Below are 19,221 nucleotides of genomic sequence, written 5' to 3'. Positions count from 1 at the left end.
CCGTACAGAACGCGGAAAAGGTCATGTCCTTTGATCGGTGCAGGATCATGTCTCATTACTCCATAAAGGTTCTTCAAGGATGCACGCACTTCATTCTCCAGCTTAACTGCTTCACGAACCTGCTCGTCTGTAATCGTCACCTCGAATTTTTCTTCGAGATATTCTTTGAAGCGGAGAATCTCGGCTTTCCAAAGATCGAGTACTTCAGCTTTCTGGGATTGTGGCAGTTCCATGATGAAGACCTCTTTGAATTCGCCCATGTATTCATACATTTTCTTCTTACCGTCACATGTTGTCTCTCCGACAACAACGTCTGAGAAGTAGAAGAAAGGACATTTGTCTGTCTTTGCAAATCCATAACTGGATTTGATCAGTGGGCATAAGTTACGTGGCAGATCCTTTTCTGCTGCTGGGATCGTCTCATCAGATGTAGAGCAGAGGCTGACTGTTGCAGCGCCCATTGCCATGGCGATCTCCTTTGGAAAATAAGTACAGTAGGATCCAATCACAGGGATTCCTTTGTCCTTTAACTGTTTTACAGCGAGAAATGATTTCTGACGCTGCTCTGCAAATTCTTCAAATACTTCCGGTAAATCTTTGATAATTTCCATATCGTTCTCCTTATTGTTTGATTTGTGGATAGCTGGTGTAGATAGATTCTTTTTTTAACGTATACTTTCTAAAAAAATAAACGATGGGAACAATCTACTCATAACCAAAGTGTTTATAGATAAAATTTTATCGTTTTTGAACGAAGTTTTCCAATAGATAATGTATATATGAAGAAATATATTATAAGATAAAAACTATAAATATTAAAAGGTATTGAAAGTGATGTCGAGGATAACTGGAAAAAGGAGAAGTTGTCAGGTCTTTAGGGAGAAGTTATATTCCAGGATGTGAGTTATGCGTACAAAGGAGAGCAAAAGGAAAGGTTCTGATTTACAGTAACATATCATTAAGTGCCAAATGTTATTACAAACTATACTCTTTGTTTAAGTGGAAAAATATGATACAATAGGGAAAGTAATGCGATGATAACATGCGGAAAGGATCTGGATTATATGAAGTCAGTAATATCTATTGGAAATCAGGATTTTGTATCGATCAGAAAAAACAACTGCTTTTATATTGATAAGACTGATTTTATCAGGGAATGGTGGGAAAATCAGGATAGTGTTACACTAATCACCCGTCCGAGAAGGTTTGGAAAGACTTTAAATATGAGTATGACAGAATACTTCTTTTCAGTGAACCATGGAGATAGCAGAAAATATTTTGAGGAACTTAATATCTGGAGCTATGAAAAATTCCGTGAACTTCAAGGCAGCTATCCGGTAATCTCACTTAGTTTTGCTGATATTAAAGCAACAACATATGAGTCAGCCAGAAGAGCAATTATCCGAAAGCTTGTGAGAATGTACAGCCAGTTTGAATTTCTAAGAAACAGTGAGCAGCTGAATGAGAAAGATCGTGCATATTTTGATTCAGTTGAGGAAACAATGTCTGATGATGCAGCAGCAATTGCAATTAACTATATGTCTGATTACCTGGAAAGATATTATGGTAAAAAGGTAATCATTCTTTTGGATGAATATGATACACCTTTGCAGGAGGCTTATGTTCATGGATATTGGAAAGAACTTACTGCATTTGTCAGAAGCTTGTTTAATTCAACATTTAAAACGAATCCATATATGGAGAGGGGATTATTAACTGGGATTACAAGAGTGAGTAAAGAATCTATTTTTTCAGATTTGAACAATCTTGAAGTCGTGACAACAACATCCGAAAAATATAGCGGTTTTTTTGGATTTACGGAAAAAGAGGTCTTTAATGCTTTAGAGTACAATGGACTGTCAAGGGAAGAAGAAAATGTCCGCTATTGGTATGATGGATTTTCTTTTGGGAAGCGGAAAGACATTTATAATCCGTGGTCGATCACAAAATATCTGGATACAGGAGAATATGGAACTTACTGGGCAGATACCAGTGGAAATGTACTTGTATCCAATTTGATTCGTCGAAGTCCGGCAAAGATTAAATCGGAGATGGAAGATCTGTTGCAAGGTAGAACAATCTGCACAGAATTGGATGAACAGGTGATTTTTGAGCAGCTTGGAAGAAAACGTGGAGCCATCTGGAGTCTACTGCTTGCCAGTGGTTACCTGAAAGTTGACCGGTATGAGATGGATAACAGAACCGGTAAGCGTCAATATTATCTGAAAATCACAAACCATGAGACGATGCTGATGTTTGAGAAGATGATCGAAGACTGGTTCTCAGAAGAAGATTCTGCATATGGCAACTTTAAAGATGCATTGATTGCAGGAAATCTGGATTATATGAATCAGTTCATGAATCAGGTTGCACTTCAGACCTTTAGCAGTTTTGATACCGGGAATAAGCCATCCGAAGAACAGAAACCGGAGAGATTCTACCACGGATTTGTTCTTGGACTGATCGTGGATCTGGCTGACAAATACAGGATTACTTCCAACAGGGAAAGTGGATTTGGACGTTATGATGTAGTTATGGAACCATTAAAAGCAGATTTGGATGCAATTGTAATGGAATTTAAGGTTCAGAATATAACAAAAGAAAAATCACTTGAGCAGACAGTGGAGAATGCACTGCGTCAGATTGAAGAAAAAGAATATGATACGGAACTGCTTGCCAGAGGAATTAAAAAGGAGCGAATCCGACATTATGGATTTGCATTTCGTGGGAAAAAAGTTCTAATAGGAACAGAAGAATAAAGAAATTGAGAAAAAAAGCAATAGGAGAAAAAGAATGAGTATATATGATCTGAATGCTTATGAAGTACTCCAGACAGAAGATTTATCTGATCTGAAGTCAAAGGGGACACTTCTGAAGCACAAGAAAAGCGGAGCGAGAGTGCTTCTTATGGAAAATGATGATGAGAACAAGGTGTTTACGATTGGATTCCGTACACCACCGTCAGACAGTACAGGAGTTCCACATATTATGGAACATTCTGTTCTGTGTGGATCAAAAGAATTTCCGGTGAAGGACCCATTTGTAGAGCTTGTGAAAGGTTCTCTGAATACATTTTTGAATGCGATGACTTATCCAGACAAGACAGTATATCCGGTGGCAAGCTGTAATGACAAGGATTTTCAGAATCTGATGCATGTTTATATGGATGCAGTATTTTATCCAAATATTTATCAGCATGACAAGACATTCCGCCAGGAAGGATGGAGCTATAAGCTGGATGATCCAGAGGGAGAATTGACGATCAGTGGTGTTGTTTATAATGAGATGAAAGGAGCATTCTCTTCTCCGGAAGGTGTGCTTGACCGCGTGGTTCTGAATTCTCTGTTCCCGGATAATGCGTATTCCGTAGAGTCCGGTGGAGACCCGGAGGTGATTCCGGAACTTACTTATGAGCAATTTTTAGATTTCCATAGAAAATATTATCATCCATCTAACAGCTATATTTATCTGTATGGTGACATGGATATGGAAGAAAAATTAAGATGGCTTGATGAGAAGTATTTGTCAGATTTTGAGAATGAACCGGTGGATTCAGAGATTCATCTGCAGAAGCCATTTACAGAGATGAAGGAAGTGGTTCAGGAGTATTCCATCGCAAGTGAAGAGAGTGAGGAGGACAACACATATCTTTCTTATAATAAAGTGATCGGTACGACACTGGATGAGAAGCTGTATCTTGCATTTGAGATTTTGGATTATGCACTTCTGTCCGCACCGGGAGCACCGCTGAAGAAAGCACTTCTGGATGCAGGTGTTGGAAAGGATATTTCCGGATCTTATGACAATGGAGTTTGTCAGCCGATCTTCTCGGTAATTTCTAAGAATGCGAATGTAGAGCAGAAGGAAGAATTCGTTCGTGTGATTGAAGACACACTGAAAGACATTGTGAAAAATGGAATCAATAAGAAAGCACTCCGTGCCGGAATCAACTATCATGAGTTCCGTTTCCGTGAGGCAGATTTCGGAAATTATCCGCGTGGACTGATGTATGGATTGCAGTTGTTTGACAGCTGGCTGTATGATGAGACGAAACCATTTATCCATATGCAGGCAATTCCGACATTTGAATTCTTGAAAGAACAGGTGGAGACAGGATATTTTGAAGAACTGATTCAGAAATATCTTCTTGATAACACACATGGTTCTATCGTTATTATCAAACCGGAGCGCGGACGTACTGCAAGAATGGATAAGGAACTTGCAGATAAGCTTCAGGCATACAAAGACAGTTTGTCAAAAGAAGAAATCGATGCACTTGTGAAAGCAACGAAAGAGTTGGAAGAATATCAGGAAGAAGAGTCGGCACCGGAAGATCTGGCGAAGATTCCTGTACTCGGACGCGAAGATATTTCAAGAGAAATCGCACCGATTTATAATAAAGAGCTTGAGACAGGCGGAGTGAAGCTGGTACACCACGAAGTTGAGACGAATGGAATCGGATACACAGCGCTTTTGTTTGACTTGTCCGGTATTCCGGAAGAGAAACTTCCATATATCAGTATTTTGCAGAGTGTGCTTGGAATTATTAATACAAAGAATTATGAATACAGTGAATTATTTAATGAGATCAATGTACACACAGGAGGAATCGGAACTTCTCTGGAGCTTTATACAGATGTAACAAAGGTAAAAGAGAAAGAATTCTGTGCGACATTTGAAATCAAAGGGAAAGCGCTGTATCCGAAGATGGATGTTTTGTTCTCCATGATGCGTGAAATCTTAATGGAATCTGACCTTGGAGACGAGAAACGTCTAAAAGAGATCTTAGCAATGCTCAAATCCAGACTGCAGATGTCCTTCCTGTCATCCGGACATACGACAGCAGCCCTTCGCTCTCTGTCTTATACTTCACCGATGGCGAAGTTCAAAGATGATACAGATGGAATCGGTTACTATGAGGTTGTAAAAGAACTGGAGGAAAACTTTGAAGAGAAGAAGGCTGAGCTGATTGCAAACTTAAGACAGATTGCACAGCAGATCTTCCGTAAGGATAATCTGATCATCAGTTATACTTCATCAGCGGATGGTCTTGCACCGATGGAAGAAGCATTTGCAAAGATTGCAGACACACTTCATACAGAGGAAAAAGAAGTAGAGACACCGTGTGAAATTCATTGTGTGAAACGCAACGAGGGATTCAAGACATCTTCTAAAGTTCAGTACGTTGCAAGAACAGGTAATTTTATCGACCGTGGTGTTGAATATACAGGAGCACTTCAGATTCTGAAAGTCATCTTAAGCTATGATTATCTGTGGCAGAATGTCCGTGTGAAGGGCGGAGCTTACGGATGTATGAGCAGCTTCAACAGAATCGGTGAAGGTTATCTGGTATCTTACCGTGACCCGAATCTGGAGAAGACAATGGAGATCTACGAAGGGGTTGTAGATTATCTGAAGAACTTCAATGTAGATGACAGAGATATGAACAAGTTTATTATCGGAACGATCAGCAATATCGACCGTCCGATGAATCCGGCAGCAAAGGGAAGCAGATCAATGAATCTTTATATGAATCATGTATCAGCTGAGATGATCAGGGAAGAGAGAAATCAGATTCTTGATGCACAGCAGGCAGATATCCGAGCACTTGCCGATGTGCTGCAGGCACTGTTGGATGCACATGAACTTTGTGTGATCGGAAGTGAAGAGAAGATTGAGGAGCAGAAAGAGATGTTCCTTGAAATAAAGACACTTTAAGATGGAAAAAGAAAGGAAAAAGTATGCAGGAGAATTTTAAATCAGGATTTGTCACACTGATCGGAAGACCGAATGTCGGAAAATCTACTTTGATGAATCGTCTGATTGGACAGAAGATCGCAATTACATCAAATAAACCGCAGACAACAAGAAACCGTATCCAGACAGTTCTGACAACAGAGGAAGGTCAGATTGTGTTTGTAGATACACCGGGAATTCACAAAGCAAAGAACAAGCTTGGTGAGTATATGGTGAATATTGCAGAACGTTCTTTGAATGAAGTGGATGTTGTGCTTTGGCTTGTAGAGCCATCTACATTTATCGGTGCAGGTGAGAAGCATATCATCGAGCAGTTAAAGAAGGTAAAGACACCGGTTATTCTTGTTATTAATAAAGTTGATATGGTGAAGAAGGAAGAGGTTCTTACTTTTATAGATGCATATCGCAAGGAATGCGATTTTGCAGAAATCGTTCCGGTATCTGCAAGAAGAGGCGATAATACGGACGAGCTTGTAAATGTAATTATGAAATATCTTCCTTATGGACCACAGTTCTATGACGAAGATACAATCACAGACCAGCCGGAACGTCAGATTGTAGCGGAGATTATCCGTGAGAAAGCATTGCATAGTTTAAATGAAGAGATTCCACATGGAATCGCAGTAGCAATCGATCAGATGAAAATGAATCATAAAGTGTGTCATATTGATGCAACAATCATTTGCGAGAGAGATTCCCATAAAGGGATCATCATCGGAAAACAGGGAAGTATGCTGAAAAAAATCGGAAGTACTGCAAGATTTGAGATCGAGCGTCTGCTGGATTGCAAAGTAAATTTGAAGCTGTGGGTGAAGGTTCAGAAGAACTGGAGAGACAGCGATTATATGATGAAAAATTTTGGATACAGGGAAGACGAGATGTAAGCCCTGAAATGCATTTGGGGTAAATTCTAAAGAAATTCTAAAGAAAAAAGTGCTGTTCCTTAAAGAATGGCACTTTTTTCTTTAATAAATGCCAAAGCCTATTGTTATTATGAAAAAGTGGGATAAAATAATGTTCAAGGATTGCGGGAAGTGCATAGCAATGGAGCAATCCGGTTACATCATAAAATGGGAAAAGAATGGAGAAAACAAGAAGTGAGACAAAGGACAGGGAATTTGCACAGAAAGAGAATAATAGAAATCTTACTCCCACCGGTAATTACTTTTCTGGTGAATTCAGCTGTCTACTGGGGAGCACCGAGATTGGCGGATACAGGTGAGTGTCATAACCTGTCACTTGCATTAGACGCAAAGATCCCGTTGATCCCAGCCTTTATTCTTGTTTATTTTGGATGTTACATTTTCTGGGTGATTAATTATCTGCTTGTATCATTGCGGGAGGAAGAGATAAAATATAGATTTTTTACGGCTGATTTGTATGCCAGAATCATTTGTTTTCTGTTTTTTGTATTTTATCCGACAACAAATGTAAGACCAGAACTTGTCGGAAATGGAATTTTTGTTCAGGGCATGCGTTTTTTATATCAGATTGATAAACCGGTGAATTTATTTCCATCAATCCATTGTATGGCAAGCTGGTTCTGTTGTATTGGAATCAGGAGAGATAAAAAAATACCGGTGTGGTATAAGATAGTATCTGTAATGATCGCGGTGTTGGTCTTTGTTTCTACGCTTGTAACAAAACAGCATGTAATTGTGGATGTGATCGGTGGAGTTGTGGTAGCGGAGCTTACCTGGTTTGTAAGCTGCCGGACAAACGGATGGAAAATTTACAGAAATCTGGTTCATAAAGCAGGAGGAGAAAATGGAAAATAAAAAGAAAATGATATTTAATGTACTTTTTCTCTTTCTTGTCTTTGCGGCAACACTCTATGGAGTGTTCCATGGAGAGGATTTAAGCGAGATTGCAGAAATCCTGAAAACAGTGAATTTATACTGGTTGTTTCCAGGTGTTGTCTGTGTGATTATCTTTATATGGGGAGAGTCAATTATTATATTTTATATGATGCATACGCTTGGTATTCATCTAAAGAAATGGAAATGTTTCCTGTTTTCCTCTGTGGGATTCTTTTTCAGCTGTATCACGCCATCCGCAACAGGAGGACAGCCGGCGCAGATTTATTATATGAAGAAAGAGAAAATTCCAATCCCGGTATCAACACTTGTGCTGATGATTGTCACGATTACATATAAGATGGTTCTCGTTGTGATCGGCCTTGGACTTATGATCTTCGGTAGGGGATTCATCAGAACACATATGTATGAGATCCGTCATATTTTTTATCTTGGAACAGGTTTAAATGTGTTTTGTGTGGCTTCTATGCTGCTCCTTGTATTTCATCCGGTGCTTGCACGTTCTATTCTTGTGAAAGGAATGGAACTGCTGGAAAAAATGCATCTGATGCGACATAAGAGTACAAGAATTGAGAAACTGAATGCATCAATGGATCAGTATCATACAACAGCGGTTTATCTGAAAGATCATATGATGGTGCTGGTTAATGTATTTGCAATCACACTATTTCAGAGGTTCGCACTGTTTACAGCAACCTGGTTTGTATATAAGGCATTTGGACTGTCCGGAACGAATGCATTCGTGATCATTCTTCTGCAGTCTGTGATTTCAGTTTCTGTGGATATGCTGCCACTGCCAGGTGGTATGGGCATCAGTGAAAAACTGTTTTCGATGATTTTTGAACCAGTTTTTGGAAGCACACTTTTGATTCCGGGAATGATCTTAAGCAGAGGACTTGGATATTATACAGAATTACTGATCAGTGCAATTTTTACGATCGTGGCGAATTTTACAATAGGAAGAAACTTAAGGAAGAAAGCATAAATAACTGGAGAGTTATTCTGAAAAGAATAAAAACAAGGGGGAAATAAAATGTTAGGTGTTTATGATTACACAGTTATACTTACATATATCAGTCTGTGGATTTCGATTGGTGGGATGATGCTGTCATTGAATGGACATCTGGATCTTGCAGTATTGTGTCTTGCACTGTCCGGTCTGTGTGATATGTTTGATGGGAAGATTGCAAGAACAAAGAAGGATAGAACAGAAATAGAGAAACGTTTTGGAATCCAGATTGATTCCCTGTGTGACATTGTCTGTTTTGGAGTTGGACCGGCGATCATCTGTTATTGTATGGGAATGAATGGGATTGTCGGTGTTCTTATTCTTATGTTTTATGTATTGGCAGGATTGATCCGTCTGGCATGGTTTAATGTAACAGAAGAGTCCAGGCAGGATGAGACAACAGAGAACAGAAAGTGTTATCAGGGATTGCCAATCACATCCATGTCGATCGCATTACCGATTCTTGTTGTGCTTCGCCCATTTCTGCACTGTGATTTCAGAATTGTACTGCATGCGATGGTTCTTCTTGTAGGACTTCTGTTTGTTATGGATTTCAAATTAAAAAAGCCGGGGAATAAGACACTTTCTGCATTAGTCGGAGTAGTAGCGGTTGCAGTAGTCTGGACATTGAGACGAAGATTCATGTAAGAGGAGAGATTATGATTTATGCAGACAGAAACGGAAACAGGACGGAGAAAACAACAGGACAGGACAGATTCCTGGAATATATCTATGGACATACATTGACAAGAATGATGCTGAAACCATTGCTTGGTTCCAGGGTATCCCGACTTGGTGGAAAAGTGCTGGACAGCAGAGTATCCAGGCTGTTGATTCCATCGTTTGTCAGAAAGAATCAGATTGATCTGTCAATCTATGATAAGAATCATTATTCTTCTTATAATGACTTTTTTACGCGTAAGATTTTAGCAGAGGAACGTCCGATTGACGGAAGAAAAGAAGTACTGATCAGTCCTTGTGACGGGAAAGTGACAGTTTGTCCGATTCAAAGGGATGGACTTTTTCTTATCAAACAGACACAGTATACAGTCCGTAGTCTTCTGAAGGATGAAAAGCTTGCGAAACGCTATGAAGGTGGAACAGCTTATATAATCCGTCTCACGGTAGATGACTATCACAGATATTGTTATGTGGCAGATGGTGTGAAATCTGCACAGCGAAAGATCAGAGGAGTATTTCATACAGTAAATCCGGTGGCAAATGACTATGCTCCGATTTACAAGATGAATACAAGGGAATATTGTCTTGTACAGACAGAAGAACTGGGAACCGTTTTGCAGATGGAAGTCGGTGCTCTTATGGTTGGACGGATTAAGAATCATAAGAAGAAAGTATCTGTTGTACACCGGGGAGAAGAAAAAGGAATGTTCGAGTTTGGCGGGTCTACAGTCGTTCTTTTGACAGAACCGGGAAAAGTGCAGACGGATGAAGATCTGGTGAGAAACAGTGCAACCGGTGCAGAGACATTGGTAAAGATGGGTGAGAAAATCGGTGAAAAATGTCAGAAAGAACCGTTTTCGGGCGAGAACTGAGGATTTTCTATAGCATTCTAAATTAAAGTGTGCTAAAATGGCTGTGTTTGTTAAAGAAACATAGCCATTTTGTGCAAATATGGAGATAAGACAGAGAGAAGGAGGAAAATTCAGGTGAAAAAGAGAAGAATGCTTGCAGTTCTTTTGATTGTTGCACTTGCAGTTGCTTCTTTTTCCGGTTGCGGAAAGAAGAAAGAAAAGGAAGAGCCAAAGAAAGAGACAAAGCAGGTAGTGCAAGAGGAAGAAGAGCCGGAAGAAGTAGAAGAGCCGGAAGTGAATCAGGAGACATTTGCTATTTTTGGAGTTGACTCCAGAGAAAATAATCTTGGTAAGGGAACAAGATCAGACTCCCTGATGGTGGTAAATGTAGATAATACAAATAAAAAAGTGTATATTGCTTCTGTCTATAGAGATTGTTATGTACAGATTGAAGGTCATGGTCTGGATAAGATCACACATGCACACTCTTTCGGAGGACCGGAGCTTGCAATGGATACATTAAATACAAACTTTGATCTGGATATTCAGAAATATATTACAGTTAACTTCATGAATGTAGCAGAACTGGTTGATGATATGGATGGAATCGAGCAGGATATTACAGAAGAAGAAACAAAGTATATCAATGGTTATATTGATGAGCTTAATGGAATCAGGGGAACATCTTCTGCACACATTACAGAAGCAGGTACTTATACATTAGACGGAACACAGGCGGTTGCATTTAGCCGTATCCGTTATACAGAAGGAGGAGATTATAAGAGAAGTGAAAGACAGAGAACAGTTCTCTTTAAGATTTTCTCAAAAGCACAGGAGCTTGACAAAGCGAAAAAGATCGATATTGCCAAGAGCATGCTTGATAAAATTAATACAAACTATTTAGAGAGCGAAGTACTTCGTCTTTTAAGTAAAATCACAGAATACAAGGTGGAAGCAATGGATGCATTTCCAAAGGTATTCTATTCCGGTAAGATTGATGGTGTGTTCTATGAAGTTCCGGTTACATTGAATGACATGAGTACACAGATGCATACATTTTTGTATCCGACAGAAACGTATACACCTTCTGAGACAGTTCAGTCGATCAGTGCTCAGGAAAGCGCAGTAGCGCCGACAGCGAATAATGATTTTACACAGCAGTAAGAGCTGGAGTTAAACTGATTTTTGAAAAGAGTTGTGAGAAATAGAGGATAATCTCGTTTTTTACAGCTCTTTTTTGTATATGAAAAACGTCTACTCGGGTTGCAATTACTTTCAATTTTATAAAATGTGTGTTATCCTAGCATTGGATATTATTTGAATGTTTAACTAAGATAAGAAAAAAGAAAAGGTTAGATAAGGAGTAAGAAAATGAAATACGAGAAGATGAACAATCTCTTCCTACGTCAGTCCTATCTAGATTCCTGGGAAGATTATGAAAGAAGTTTAAAGAAAAAAGCTTTATTAAATGGGATTATATTATATTGACAGCATCAAATAAAGCACAGGCAACGGCTTATCGGAATCAGATCGAGAACCGTCTGGAAAAAGGTCTTCTTCCGGAAGAGACAACGTATGCGGTTCTTCCAGATCCGGAGGGAAAACGTGTGGGATCCGGAGGCGCTACCTTTCAGGTGATGCGTTATATTGCAGAACAGGAGCCTGAGAGAGAGAATCCTTTTAAGAATCGTAGAATTCTTGTGATTCATTCAGGTGGTGACAGCAAGAGAGTGCCGCAGTATTCTGCGATCGGCAAGCTTTTCTCACCGGTTCCAAGAGAATTGCCGGATGGAAGAAGTTCCACTTTATTTGATGAGTTTATTGTAGGAATGTCAGGAGTTCCATCCAGGATCCAGGAGGGAATGCTTGTTTTGTCAGGTGATGTATTGCTCCTGTTTAATCCGCTTCAGATCGATGCGCAGTTTGACGGAGCAGCAGCAATTTCCATTAAAGAGCCGGTAGCTACAGGAAAGAATCATGGCGTATTTCTGAACGATGGACATGATTATGTAAAGTGTTTTCTTCATAAACAGACAGAAGAGCGTTTGCGAGAGATGGGAGCTGTTAATAAAGCAGGAAATGTAGACCTTGATACAGGTGCGGTATTGTTTGGCAGCGCATTGTTGCAGGCACTGTTCCGTCTGATTTCAACAGAGGGCAAGGTGGACGAGAAGAAATTCCGGCAGTTTTGTAATGAAGAAGCAAGGATCAGCTTTTATGGGGATTTTTTATATCCGCTTGCAAATGATTCTACATTAGAAGATTTCTATAAAGAGGCAGCAGAAGGACAGCTCAATGAAGCACTGCATGAATGTAGGACACAGATTTGGAATGCGATCCATCATTTCTCAATGAAGCTGTTGTGTCTGTCACCGGCGGAATTTATTCATTTCGGAACAACAAGGGAATTGAGAAGTCTTGTAACAAAAGATGTGCAGGATTACGAGTTCCTGGATTGGAAGATGCAGGTGAATTCAGCAGTGCAAAAAGAAGGATTTGCAGCGCATAATGCTTATGTAGGAAGCCGTGCGAAGATAGGAAAAGAAGCATATCTAGAGAATTGTTATATTCTTGGTAATTCTGAGGTCGGCGACGGAACCGTTCTTTCGCATGTGCGTATTATGGACCGGAAGATTCCGGAACAGATTGTTATGCACGGAATCGAACTGACAGGTGGGAAAAAAGTAATCAGAATTTATGGTGTACCAGATAATCCGAAGGGAAAATATCCGGGAGAGGTTTCATTTCTCGGCACGACATTGAATCAGTTTATGACTCAGAATGAAGTGATGAAAGAAGAACTCTGGAAAGGAGAAGAGACCTATCTGTGGTTTGCAGATCTTTATCCGGTGTGTGATGACTGGGAAGATGCCCTTGATATGGCTGAAATCATTTACAAGATGGCACATGGTACTGCAACAGAAGAAGAGATTTCCAGATGGCGCGAGAGTGAACGCATGAGTCTATATTCCAGTTTTAATGCAGCAGATATTGAGGCATCCTGTGATCAGGAGAGGTTTCTTGAAAACCGTATTCTTGCAAAGTGTTTCATCAGAAAACTGGAGCAGGGAATGTATTATGCGGATGCACTCAAGATATTTGGAAAGCGTGGAATATCGAAAGAAATCTTTAAGTTGCTGATTGAAGATGCGGAAGAAGCAGGTTTCTCATTGAAGATCCGAATCTATCATGCAGTTTCCTGTTATATGAAAAAGACAAGAACGATTTATGATGATCTGCATTATGATGCACTCGAAAATGACTGTTTTGGAACAATCCAGGAGGCAATTTATGAAGAAGCAGAGAAGAAGCTTCCAGATAGTGCAGGATATAGAATTGTAAAAGATCAGGTTGATATCGCCCTTCCGGTCCGCGTGAACTGGGGCGGAGGCTGGACGGATACACCACCACATTGTAATGAAAAGGGTGGAGTAGTTCTTAATGCTGCAATGAAATTAAGAGGAATCGATCCGGTACAGATCACGGTAAAGAGATTAGATGAGCTTCATGTGGAATTTGAAAGTAAGGATATCGGAGTCTATACAACTGTAGACAGTGCAGCTGAGATCCAGGATTGTCATAATCCATATGATTCATTTGCACTGCATAAAGCAGCTTTGATCGCCTGTGGAATTATCCCGGTCAAGGAAGAAGCAGATCTTCAGGAGATCTTAAAGCGGATGGGAGGAGGAATCTATCTTTCTACCCAGGTTTACGGAGTACCGAAAGGATCAGGACTTGGAACAAGCAGTATCTTATCAGGAGCGTGCGTAAAGGGAATCTTTGAATTCCTTGGTCAGGAGCGTACAGATGCAGAGATCTATGATGTTGTCCTTGGTATGGAGCAGATCATGAGTACCGGAGGCGGCTGGCAGGATCAGGTTGGCGGACTGACAGAAGGAATTAAACTGATCTCAACAAAACCGGGGATTGCCCAGAAGCTTGTTGTAGAGAAGATAGAGATGCCGGAAGAGGGAAAGAAGGAACTGAAAGAACGTTTTGCATTGATCTATACTGGTCAGAGACGTCTTGCAAGAAATCTGTTGCGTGATGTAGTTGGTGGCTATATCGGAAGCAGACCAGAGTCATTGAAGGCATTAAAGGAGATGAAGGCAATTGCCGTGTTAATGCGTTTTGCGCTGGAGCAGGGAGATATTGACGAATTTGCTGAGCTTTTAAACCAACATTGGAAATTATCCTGTATGTTGGATGCCGGTACAACCAATACCTGTATCGATCAGATCCTTCTTGTATGTGAAGACCTGGTAGATGGGAAGTTTATATCAGGAGCCGGTGGAGGAGGATTCATTCAAGTGATTCTAAAGAAAGATGTGACAAAAGAGCAGCTGCATGAACGTTTGCATGGCGTGTTCCAGGACAGTGGTGTTGATGTGTGGGATTGCGAACTACTTGTTTAACGTATAAGTAAGGTGAGAAACTAAAATTTGACAAAGTATTTCTACATGGTATAATGAGCAAAAAAGAAAAGCAGTATATCAGTTAGGAGTAGATTTTTGAAGAGCAATAAGAAAACGAATAGAGAGAAGAACAGGAAGCTGACGATGATCTCGTTTTTGCCGGCAATCATCTGGCTGATCCTTCTTTTGGTTTTGTCAAGCCAGAATGGACCACAGACAGCAGCAACCAGTCTGCCGGTGGCAGAATGGATCCAACAGCACTTTTTTCCGCAGGACAGTGTAGACGGTGTACACATGTATCTGAGGAAATGGGCACACTTTATCGTTTATTTCATAGAATCAGGATTATTGGTTCTGGCAATGAAGAATGTGATGAAAGCCTGGAAAGCGGCGTGTGCGGTATTCGGACTTTGTACGATCCTGGCAATTGCGGATGAGGCACACAAGGTTCTGATCGTAGGAAGACACTGTCAGTGGGATGAAGCAGGAATTAACATTGTCGGTGTGATTATGGGAGTGCTGCTGACTTGGAGTATTCTATGGCTGATTCGTTGGGCAAGGGGAACACTCGAAGATTAGAAGGAATATTTTCACAGGAAGCTTCATATAATGACATCAGGAAGACAAGCTGTGAAAGGGGAAATCGGAAGGTGGTTCTTGGATATATTGTCTGTTTTCTCGGTGGTCTGATTCTGGGCGTAGTTCTTATGTGTTTGCTTCAGATAAAGAGATGATTTGTGAGAGAGGTTGAGAGACCTCTCTTTTTTTATATATTAGGAAAGTTCTTTCCTAATATATAAAAACGCTCCGCCAGGGATCTGCACAAATCCGAAAAAACACCTGTTGTTGTTTTACATAAACTTAACGTTTGGTTGATTTCAGACTTTACATTTCTTACGTAACATATGTACTGTGCTTGAGGGAAGCACAAATGGCTGTAGAACATAAAAAAGAAAATGCAGCGGGATTAGAAATGTGTATGAAACGTAAAGGAGATAATTAACATGAAAATGAAAAAGTTTATCGCATTACTTACAGTAGCAGGTATGACAGCAACAATGGCAGTTGGATGTGGAAGTTCATCAAACGGAACTTCAGATAATGCAGCAGGTACAAATACAGAGAGTAGTAACAGCTCATTAAGCGGAACAATCACAGCAGCCGGTTCATCAGCACTGAAACCACTTGCTGATGATGCAGCAGATTCGTTCTTAAATGATCATCCGGATGTATCTATCACAATTGATGCAGGCGGTTCGGGAGAAGGACTGAAGCAGGTATCAGAAGGAACTGTAGATATCGGTAACTCTGATGTGGCAGCAGAAGATAAACTGGATGAGACAGCAGCAAAAGAGCTTGTAGATCATCAGGTATGTGTTGTAACTATGGCACCGATCGTAAACAAAGATGTTGCAGAAGCAGGTGTTAAGAGTCTGACAAAAGAGCAGTTGATCTCCATCTTCACAGGAAAGACAACAAACTGGAAAGATGTTGGAGGACCAGATGAGAATATCGTTCTTGTAACACGTCCTGAGTCTTCAGGAACAAGAGCAACATTCCAGAAATATGCACTGGACGGAAACGAAGAAGCTTCTAACACATCCATGGAAACAGATGATTCCGGAGTTCTTCTTACAAATGTGAAGAGTACAAACGGAGCAATCGGTTATGTAGCACTTTCTTATCTGACAGGAGATGCAGGTGTTGAGACAGTAGCAATTGATGATGTTGAGCCAACACTTGAGAATACTTACAGCGGAAAATATCCTGTATGGACATTCGAGCATATGTACACAAAGGGTGAACCAAATGAAGTGACAAAAGCATTCCTTGATTATATCACAGGTGATGAATATGGCGCTCAGATGGAGAAACTTGGTTATGGTGTTGCATCTAAGATGACTGTAACAGAGCATTAATAGCATTGCTGGTCGCACATCGTGTGAACAGTAACCTAATAGCATAAAGTGAAGAGCTACGAAATGTACTGTGTGTTCCTGGAAAATTCAGAACAGCAGTACATTTCACTGATAAAAGGTGAAAATATGAAGAAACAAAACATGTTTACAAAAGAGTATGCATGGAGAGGACTGATGACAGCGGGCGGTTTGCTTGTTATTGCCATCACAATCTGTATCGGAGCCTTTCTTATATATAAGGGATCCGGTACATTTACGATATTTGGTCATTCCATATTTGAATTCTTAGGATCGACAGACTGGAACCCGGAAGATAATGCACAGGGTGGTGGAACTGTCGGAGCATTGATCTTTATCGTAGGTTCTCTGTGCACCTGTGGTCTGGCACTTTTGATCGCGACTCCATTTGCAGTAGGTTCAGCAATCTTTATGATTGAGATCGCGCCGAAATTCGGAGAAAAGTTTTACAGGCCAATCGTTGAAATTTTCGCTGGAATCCCTTCCGTTGTTTATGGATGGGTTGGACTTACAGTCCTGATTCCGGCAATTAAGAAAGTATTTCATTTACAGGTTGGACATTCTATTTTGGCAGCGGGGATTGTTTTGGCACTGATGATCTTCCCGACCATCAGTAATGTGGCGGCAGATTCCATTCATTCTGTGCCAAAAGATTACCGTATGGCAGCCTACGGACTGGGTTCTACAAGGTGGCAGTCCATCTATAAAGTTGTCATTCCGGCAGCAGGTTCAGGAATTCTTTCAGGAATTATTCTCGGACTTGCGAGAGCATTCGGTGAGGCACTTGCGGTTGCAATGGTAATTGGACAGACAACAGCTCTTCCAAAGGGATTATTCTCCACAACAAAGAGTTTGACTACAGAAATTGCAGCGCAGATGGGAAATGCAACTGAGGGTGGTGAGATGAAGACAGCACTCTGGACAATGGCATTGTTATTGTTCTTATTATCTCTGTTATTCATCCTGCTGATCCATTATTCTCAAGACCGAAGAAAGACAAAGAGTAAGGGGGAGCAAATAGATGAATCGAGTGCAACGTGCGCGAGGAATAAATCAAATAATGACAGGCGTGTTTTATCTGATCGCAGTGTTCTTCTTTACATTATTGATTGGATTTGCATCTTATGTAATTATCAAGGGATTTACAGGAGCAACACCGGAGATGTTTGCCTTTGCGAGAAAAGGAAGCATCGGAAACCAGTTGTTCAATACAATTTATCTGGTATTTATTTCGCTGTTATTCTCCATTCCGCTTGGAGTGACAGCCGGAATCTATCTGGCAATGTATGCGAAGAAAGGATTTCTTACAAAATTTCTGAGAATTTGTATTGAGACACTTTCTTCCCTTCCATCCATTGTTGTCGGACTGTTCGGATATCTGGTATTCCTTGTATTTTTCGGACTTGGAAAGAGTCTTCTTGCAGGAGCATTGTCCATTTCCATTCTGGCAATTCCGGTTATCACAACAACGACAGAAGACGCGATCAATGGTCTGCCGGGACATTATCTGCAGGCAAGTCTTGGACTTGGAGCAACAAGATGGCAGTCCATTTATCATGTGTTGATCCCGGCGTGTATTCCAAGAATTATGACAGGTGTTATTTTGGCAGCCGGAAGAGGATTTGGTGAGGCGGCAGCACTTCTGTATACAACAGGATCAGGAACAGATCTGCGTTGGAATAACTGGAATCTGACATCACCGACCTGCCCACTGAATATTTTCCGTCCGGCAGAGACATTGTCCTTGCAGATCTGGGGACTTCAGATCAATGGACAGGATCCGAACCTTGCAAACCTGTCAGCAGCAATCCTGATGATTCTTGTTCTACTGTTCAGCATTGGTGCAAATGCATTGAGTCGACACATTAATAAGAAGAATTCAGGAAACTAAAGACAGAAAATGAAAGAGAAAGCTAACTGATAATTTCTATGTCAATCATTTCGTTGACTGGCATGTGGAAAGGATAATTAATAAAAATGGAAGCAAAAAAAGCAAATGATTATAAATTTGATATCAGCCATCTGAATCTTCATTATGGAGACTTCCATGCACTCAAAGATGTGAATATGAAGATCGAGGCGAATAAGATCACTGCATTTATCGGACCTTCCGGATGTGGAAAATCTACATTTCTGAAGACACTGAACCGTATGAATGATCTGGTGGAAAATTGTAAGATTGATGGAAATGTTCTGCTCGACGGCAAGGATATTTTCAAGGAAATGGACGAGATCACACTGCGTCATCGTGTTGGCATGGTATTTCAGCAGCCAAATCCATTTCCAAAGAGTGTGTATGACAATGTGGCTTATGGACCGAGAATTTCCGGAATCAAGAAAAAATATCAGCTGGATGAGATCGTTGAGCGAAGCCTTCGTCAGGCAGCGATTTGGGATGAACTCAAAGATCGTCTGAATAAAAGTGCGCTCGGACTTTCCGGTGGACAGCAGCAGAGACTGTGTATCGCAAGAACACTGGCAGTTGAGCCCGAAGTAATTCTGATGGATGAGCCGACATCCGCACTGGATCCAATCTCAACATCTAAGATTGAAGACCTTGCGATGGAACTGAAAAAAGATTATACTATCGTTATGGTAACGCATAATATGCAGCAGGCTGTCCGGGTATCGGATAACACAGCATTTTTCCTCTTAGGAGAAGTGATCGAATATAATGACACTGAAAAATTGTTCTCCATTCCTGAGGATAAGAGAACTGAGGATTACATCACAGGGAGGTTTGGTTGATTT

Annotated in this window: 14 protein-coding genes and 1 pseudogene; 14 read left to right on the top strand and 1 reads right to left on the bottom strand. The window is 40.5% G+C overall.

The genetic code is table 11. The annotated features are described in order from the left end of the window. The coding region (locus DXB52_RS08075) for a 2-hydroxyacyl-CoA dehydratase (RefSeq protein WP_181989182.1) at positions 1-611 on the bottom strand (611 nt) is incomplete at its 3' end. Positions 612-1,034: 423 nt separating this feature from the next. On the opposite strand from DXB52_RS08075, the gene DXB52_RS08070 reads away from it, so the two are divergent. From DXB52_RS08070 to pstB, 14 genes and pseudogenes are all read left to right on the top strand, one after another. Then, entirely contained in the window at positions 1,035-2,759 is a 1,725-nt protein-coding gene (locus DXB52_RS08070; RefSeq protein ID WP_330677922.1) for an AAA family ATPase, read from the top strand. A gap of 34 nt (positions 2,760-2,793) precedes the next feature. After that, positions 2,794-5,718 (top strand): insulinase family protein, encoded by a 2,925-nt coding sequence (locus DXB52_RS08065; RefSeq protein ID WP_118106924.1) that lies wholly within the window; start codon positions 2,794-2,796, stop codon positions 5,716-5,718. A gap of 23 nt (positions 5,719-5,741) precedes the next feature. After that, positions 5,742-6,641: a GTPase Era gene (era, locus tag DXB52_RS08060; RefSeq protein ID WP_117569465.1), complete on the top strand. Its 900-nt coding sequence runs from the start codon at positions 5,742-5,744 to the stop codon at positions 6,639-6,641. A gap of 213 nt (positions 6,642-6,854) precedes the next feature. Beyond that, positions 6,855-7,535, top strand: a complete 681-nt coding sequence (locus DXB52_RS08055; RefSeq protein ID WP_270370971.1) for a phosphatase PAP2 family protein — start codon at positions 6,855-6,857, stop codon at positions 7,533-7,535. Continuing rightward, positions 7,525-8,559 (top strand): lysylphosphatidylglycerol synthase transmembrane domain-containing protein, encoded by a 1,035-nt coding sequence (locus tag DXB52_RS08050; RefSeq protein WP_118106922.1) that lies wholly within the window; start codon positions 7,525-7,527, stop codon positions 8,557-8,559. Before DXB52_RS08055 ends, DXB52_RS08050 begins: the two co-directional genes overlap by 11 nt. A gap of 48 nt (positions 8,560-8,607) precedes the next feature. Beyond that, positions 8,608-9,231, top strand: a complete 624-nt coding sequence (locus DXB52_RS08045) for a CDP-alcohol phosphatidyltransferase family protein (protein WP_117541989.1) — start codon at positions 8,608-8,610, stop codon at positions 9,229-9,231. 11 nt (positions 9,232-9,242) lie between these two features. Then, positions 9,243-10,136: a phosphatidylserine decarboxylase gene (locus tag DXB52_RS08040; RefSeq protein ID WP_117569464.1), complete on the top strand. Its 894-nt coding sequence runs from the start codon at positions 9,243-9,245 to the stop codon at positions 10,134-10,136. Between the two features lie 114 nt (positions 10,137-10,250). Next, on the top strand, positions 10,251-11,279 hold the full coding sequence (locus tag DXB52_RS08035; protein ID WP_117541987.1) for an LCP family protein: 1,029 nt from the start codon (positions 10,251-10,253) through the stop codon (positions 11,277-11,279). Positions 11,280-11,599: 320 nt separating this feature from the next. Further along, the gene (locus DXB52_RS08030; protein WP_472520039.1) at positions 11,600-14,533 is read left to right on the top strand and encodes a fucose pyrophosphorylase domain-containing protein; all 2,934 of its coding nucleotides are present in this window, start codon (positions 11,600-11,602) and stop codon (positions 14,531-14,533) included. A 96-nt stretch (positions 14,534-14,629) separates the two neighbouring features. Further along, positions 14,630-15,112 (top strand): VanZ family protein, encoded by a 483-nt coding sequence (locus tag DXB52_RS08025; protein ID WP_117569462.1) that lies wholly within the window; start codon positions 14,630-14,632, stop codon positions 15,110-15,112. A 431-nt stretch (positions 15,113-15,543) separates the two neighbouring features. Next, positions 15,544-16,452: a phosphate ABC transporter substrate-binding protein gene (locus tag DXB52_RS08020; RefSeq protein ID WP_472520040.1), complete on the top strand. Its 909-nt coding sequence runs from the start codon at positions 15,544-15,546 to the stop codon at positions 16,450-16,452. Between the two features lie 63 nt (positions 16,453-16,515). Continuing rightward, positions 16,516-17,451, top strand: a pseudogene (gene pstC / locus DXB52_RS08015) (phosphate ABC transporter permease subunit PstC); the annotation flags it as partial. Between the two features lie 40 nt (positions 17,452-17,491). Continuing rightward, positions 17,492-18,361, top strand: a complete 870-nt coding sequence (pstA, locus tag DXB52_RS08010) for a phosphate ABC transporter permease PstA (protein WP_117541983.1) — start codon at positions 17,492-17,494, stop codon at positions 18,359-18,361. 86 nt (positions 18,362-18,447) lie between these two features. Then, complete coding sequence (gene pstB, locus DXB52_RS08005; RefSeq protein ID WP_117836522.1) at positions 18,448-19,218, top strand: phosphate ABC transporter ATP-binding protein PstB; 771 nt, start codon at positions 18,448-18,450, stop codon at positions 19,216-19,218. Positions 19,219-19,221 lie beyond the last annotated feature (3 nt).

Source organism: Ruminococcus sp. OM04-4AA (assembly GCF_003462585.1).
Classification (GTDB): domain Bacteria; phylum Bacillota; class Clostridia; order Lachnospirales; family Lachnospiraceae; genus Mediterraneibacter; species Mediterraneibacter faecis.
Note: the sequence above shows the minus strand (reverse complement) of the source record. Positions and strands in the feature narration are given on the sequence as shown.

Bases quoted from the DNA above. Each gene is read 5' to 3' on its own strand.
- DXB52_RS08070 (WP_330677922.1), top strand. From the start codon at position 1,035: ATGATAACATGCGGAAAGGATCTGGATTATATGAAGTCAGTAATATCT.
- DXB52_RS08065 (WP_118106924.1), top strand. From the start codon at position 2,794: ATGAGTATATATGATCTGAATGCTTATGAAGTACTCCAGACAGAAGAT.
- era (WP_117569465.1), top strand. From the start codon at position 5,742: ATGCAGGAGAATTTTAAATCAGGATTTGTCACACTGATCGGAAGACCG.
- DXB52_RS08050 (WP_118106922.1), top strand. From the start codon at position 7,525: ATGGAAAATAAAAAGAAAATGATATTTAATGTACTTTTTCTCTTTCTT.
- DXB52_RS08045 (WP_117541989.1), top strand. From the start codon at position 8,608: ATGTTAGGTGTTTATGATTACACAGTTATACTTACATATATCAGTCTG.
- DXB52_RS08040 (WP_117569464.1), top strand. From the start codon at position 9,243: ATGATTTATGCAGACAGAAACGGAAACAGGACGGAGAAAACAACAGGA.
- DXB52_RS08020 (WP_472520040.1), top strand. From the start codon at position 15,544: ATGAAAAAGTTTATCGCATTACTTACAGTAGCAGGTATGACAGCAACA.
- pstA (WP_117541983.1), top strand. From the start codon at position 17,492: ATGAATCGAGTGCAACGTGCGCGAGGAATAAATCAAATAATGACAGGC.
- pstB (WP_117836522.1), top strand. From the start codon at position 18,448: ATGGAAGCAAAAAAAGCAAATGATTATAAATTTGATATCAGCCATCTG.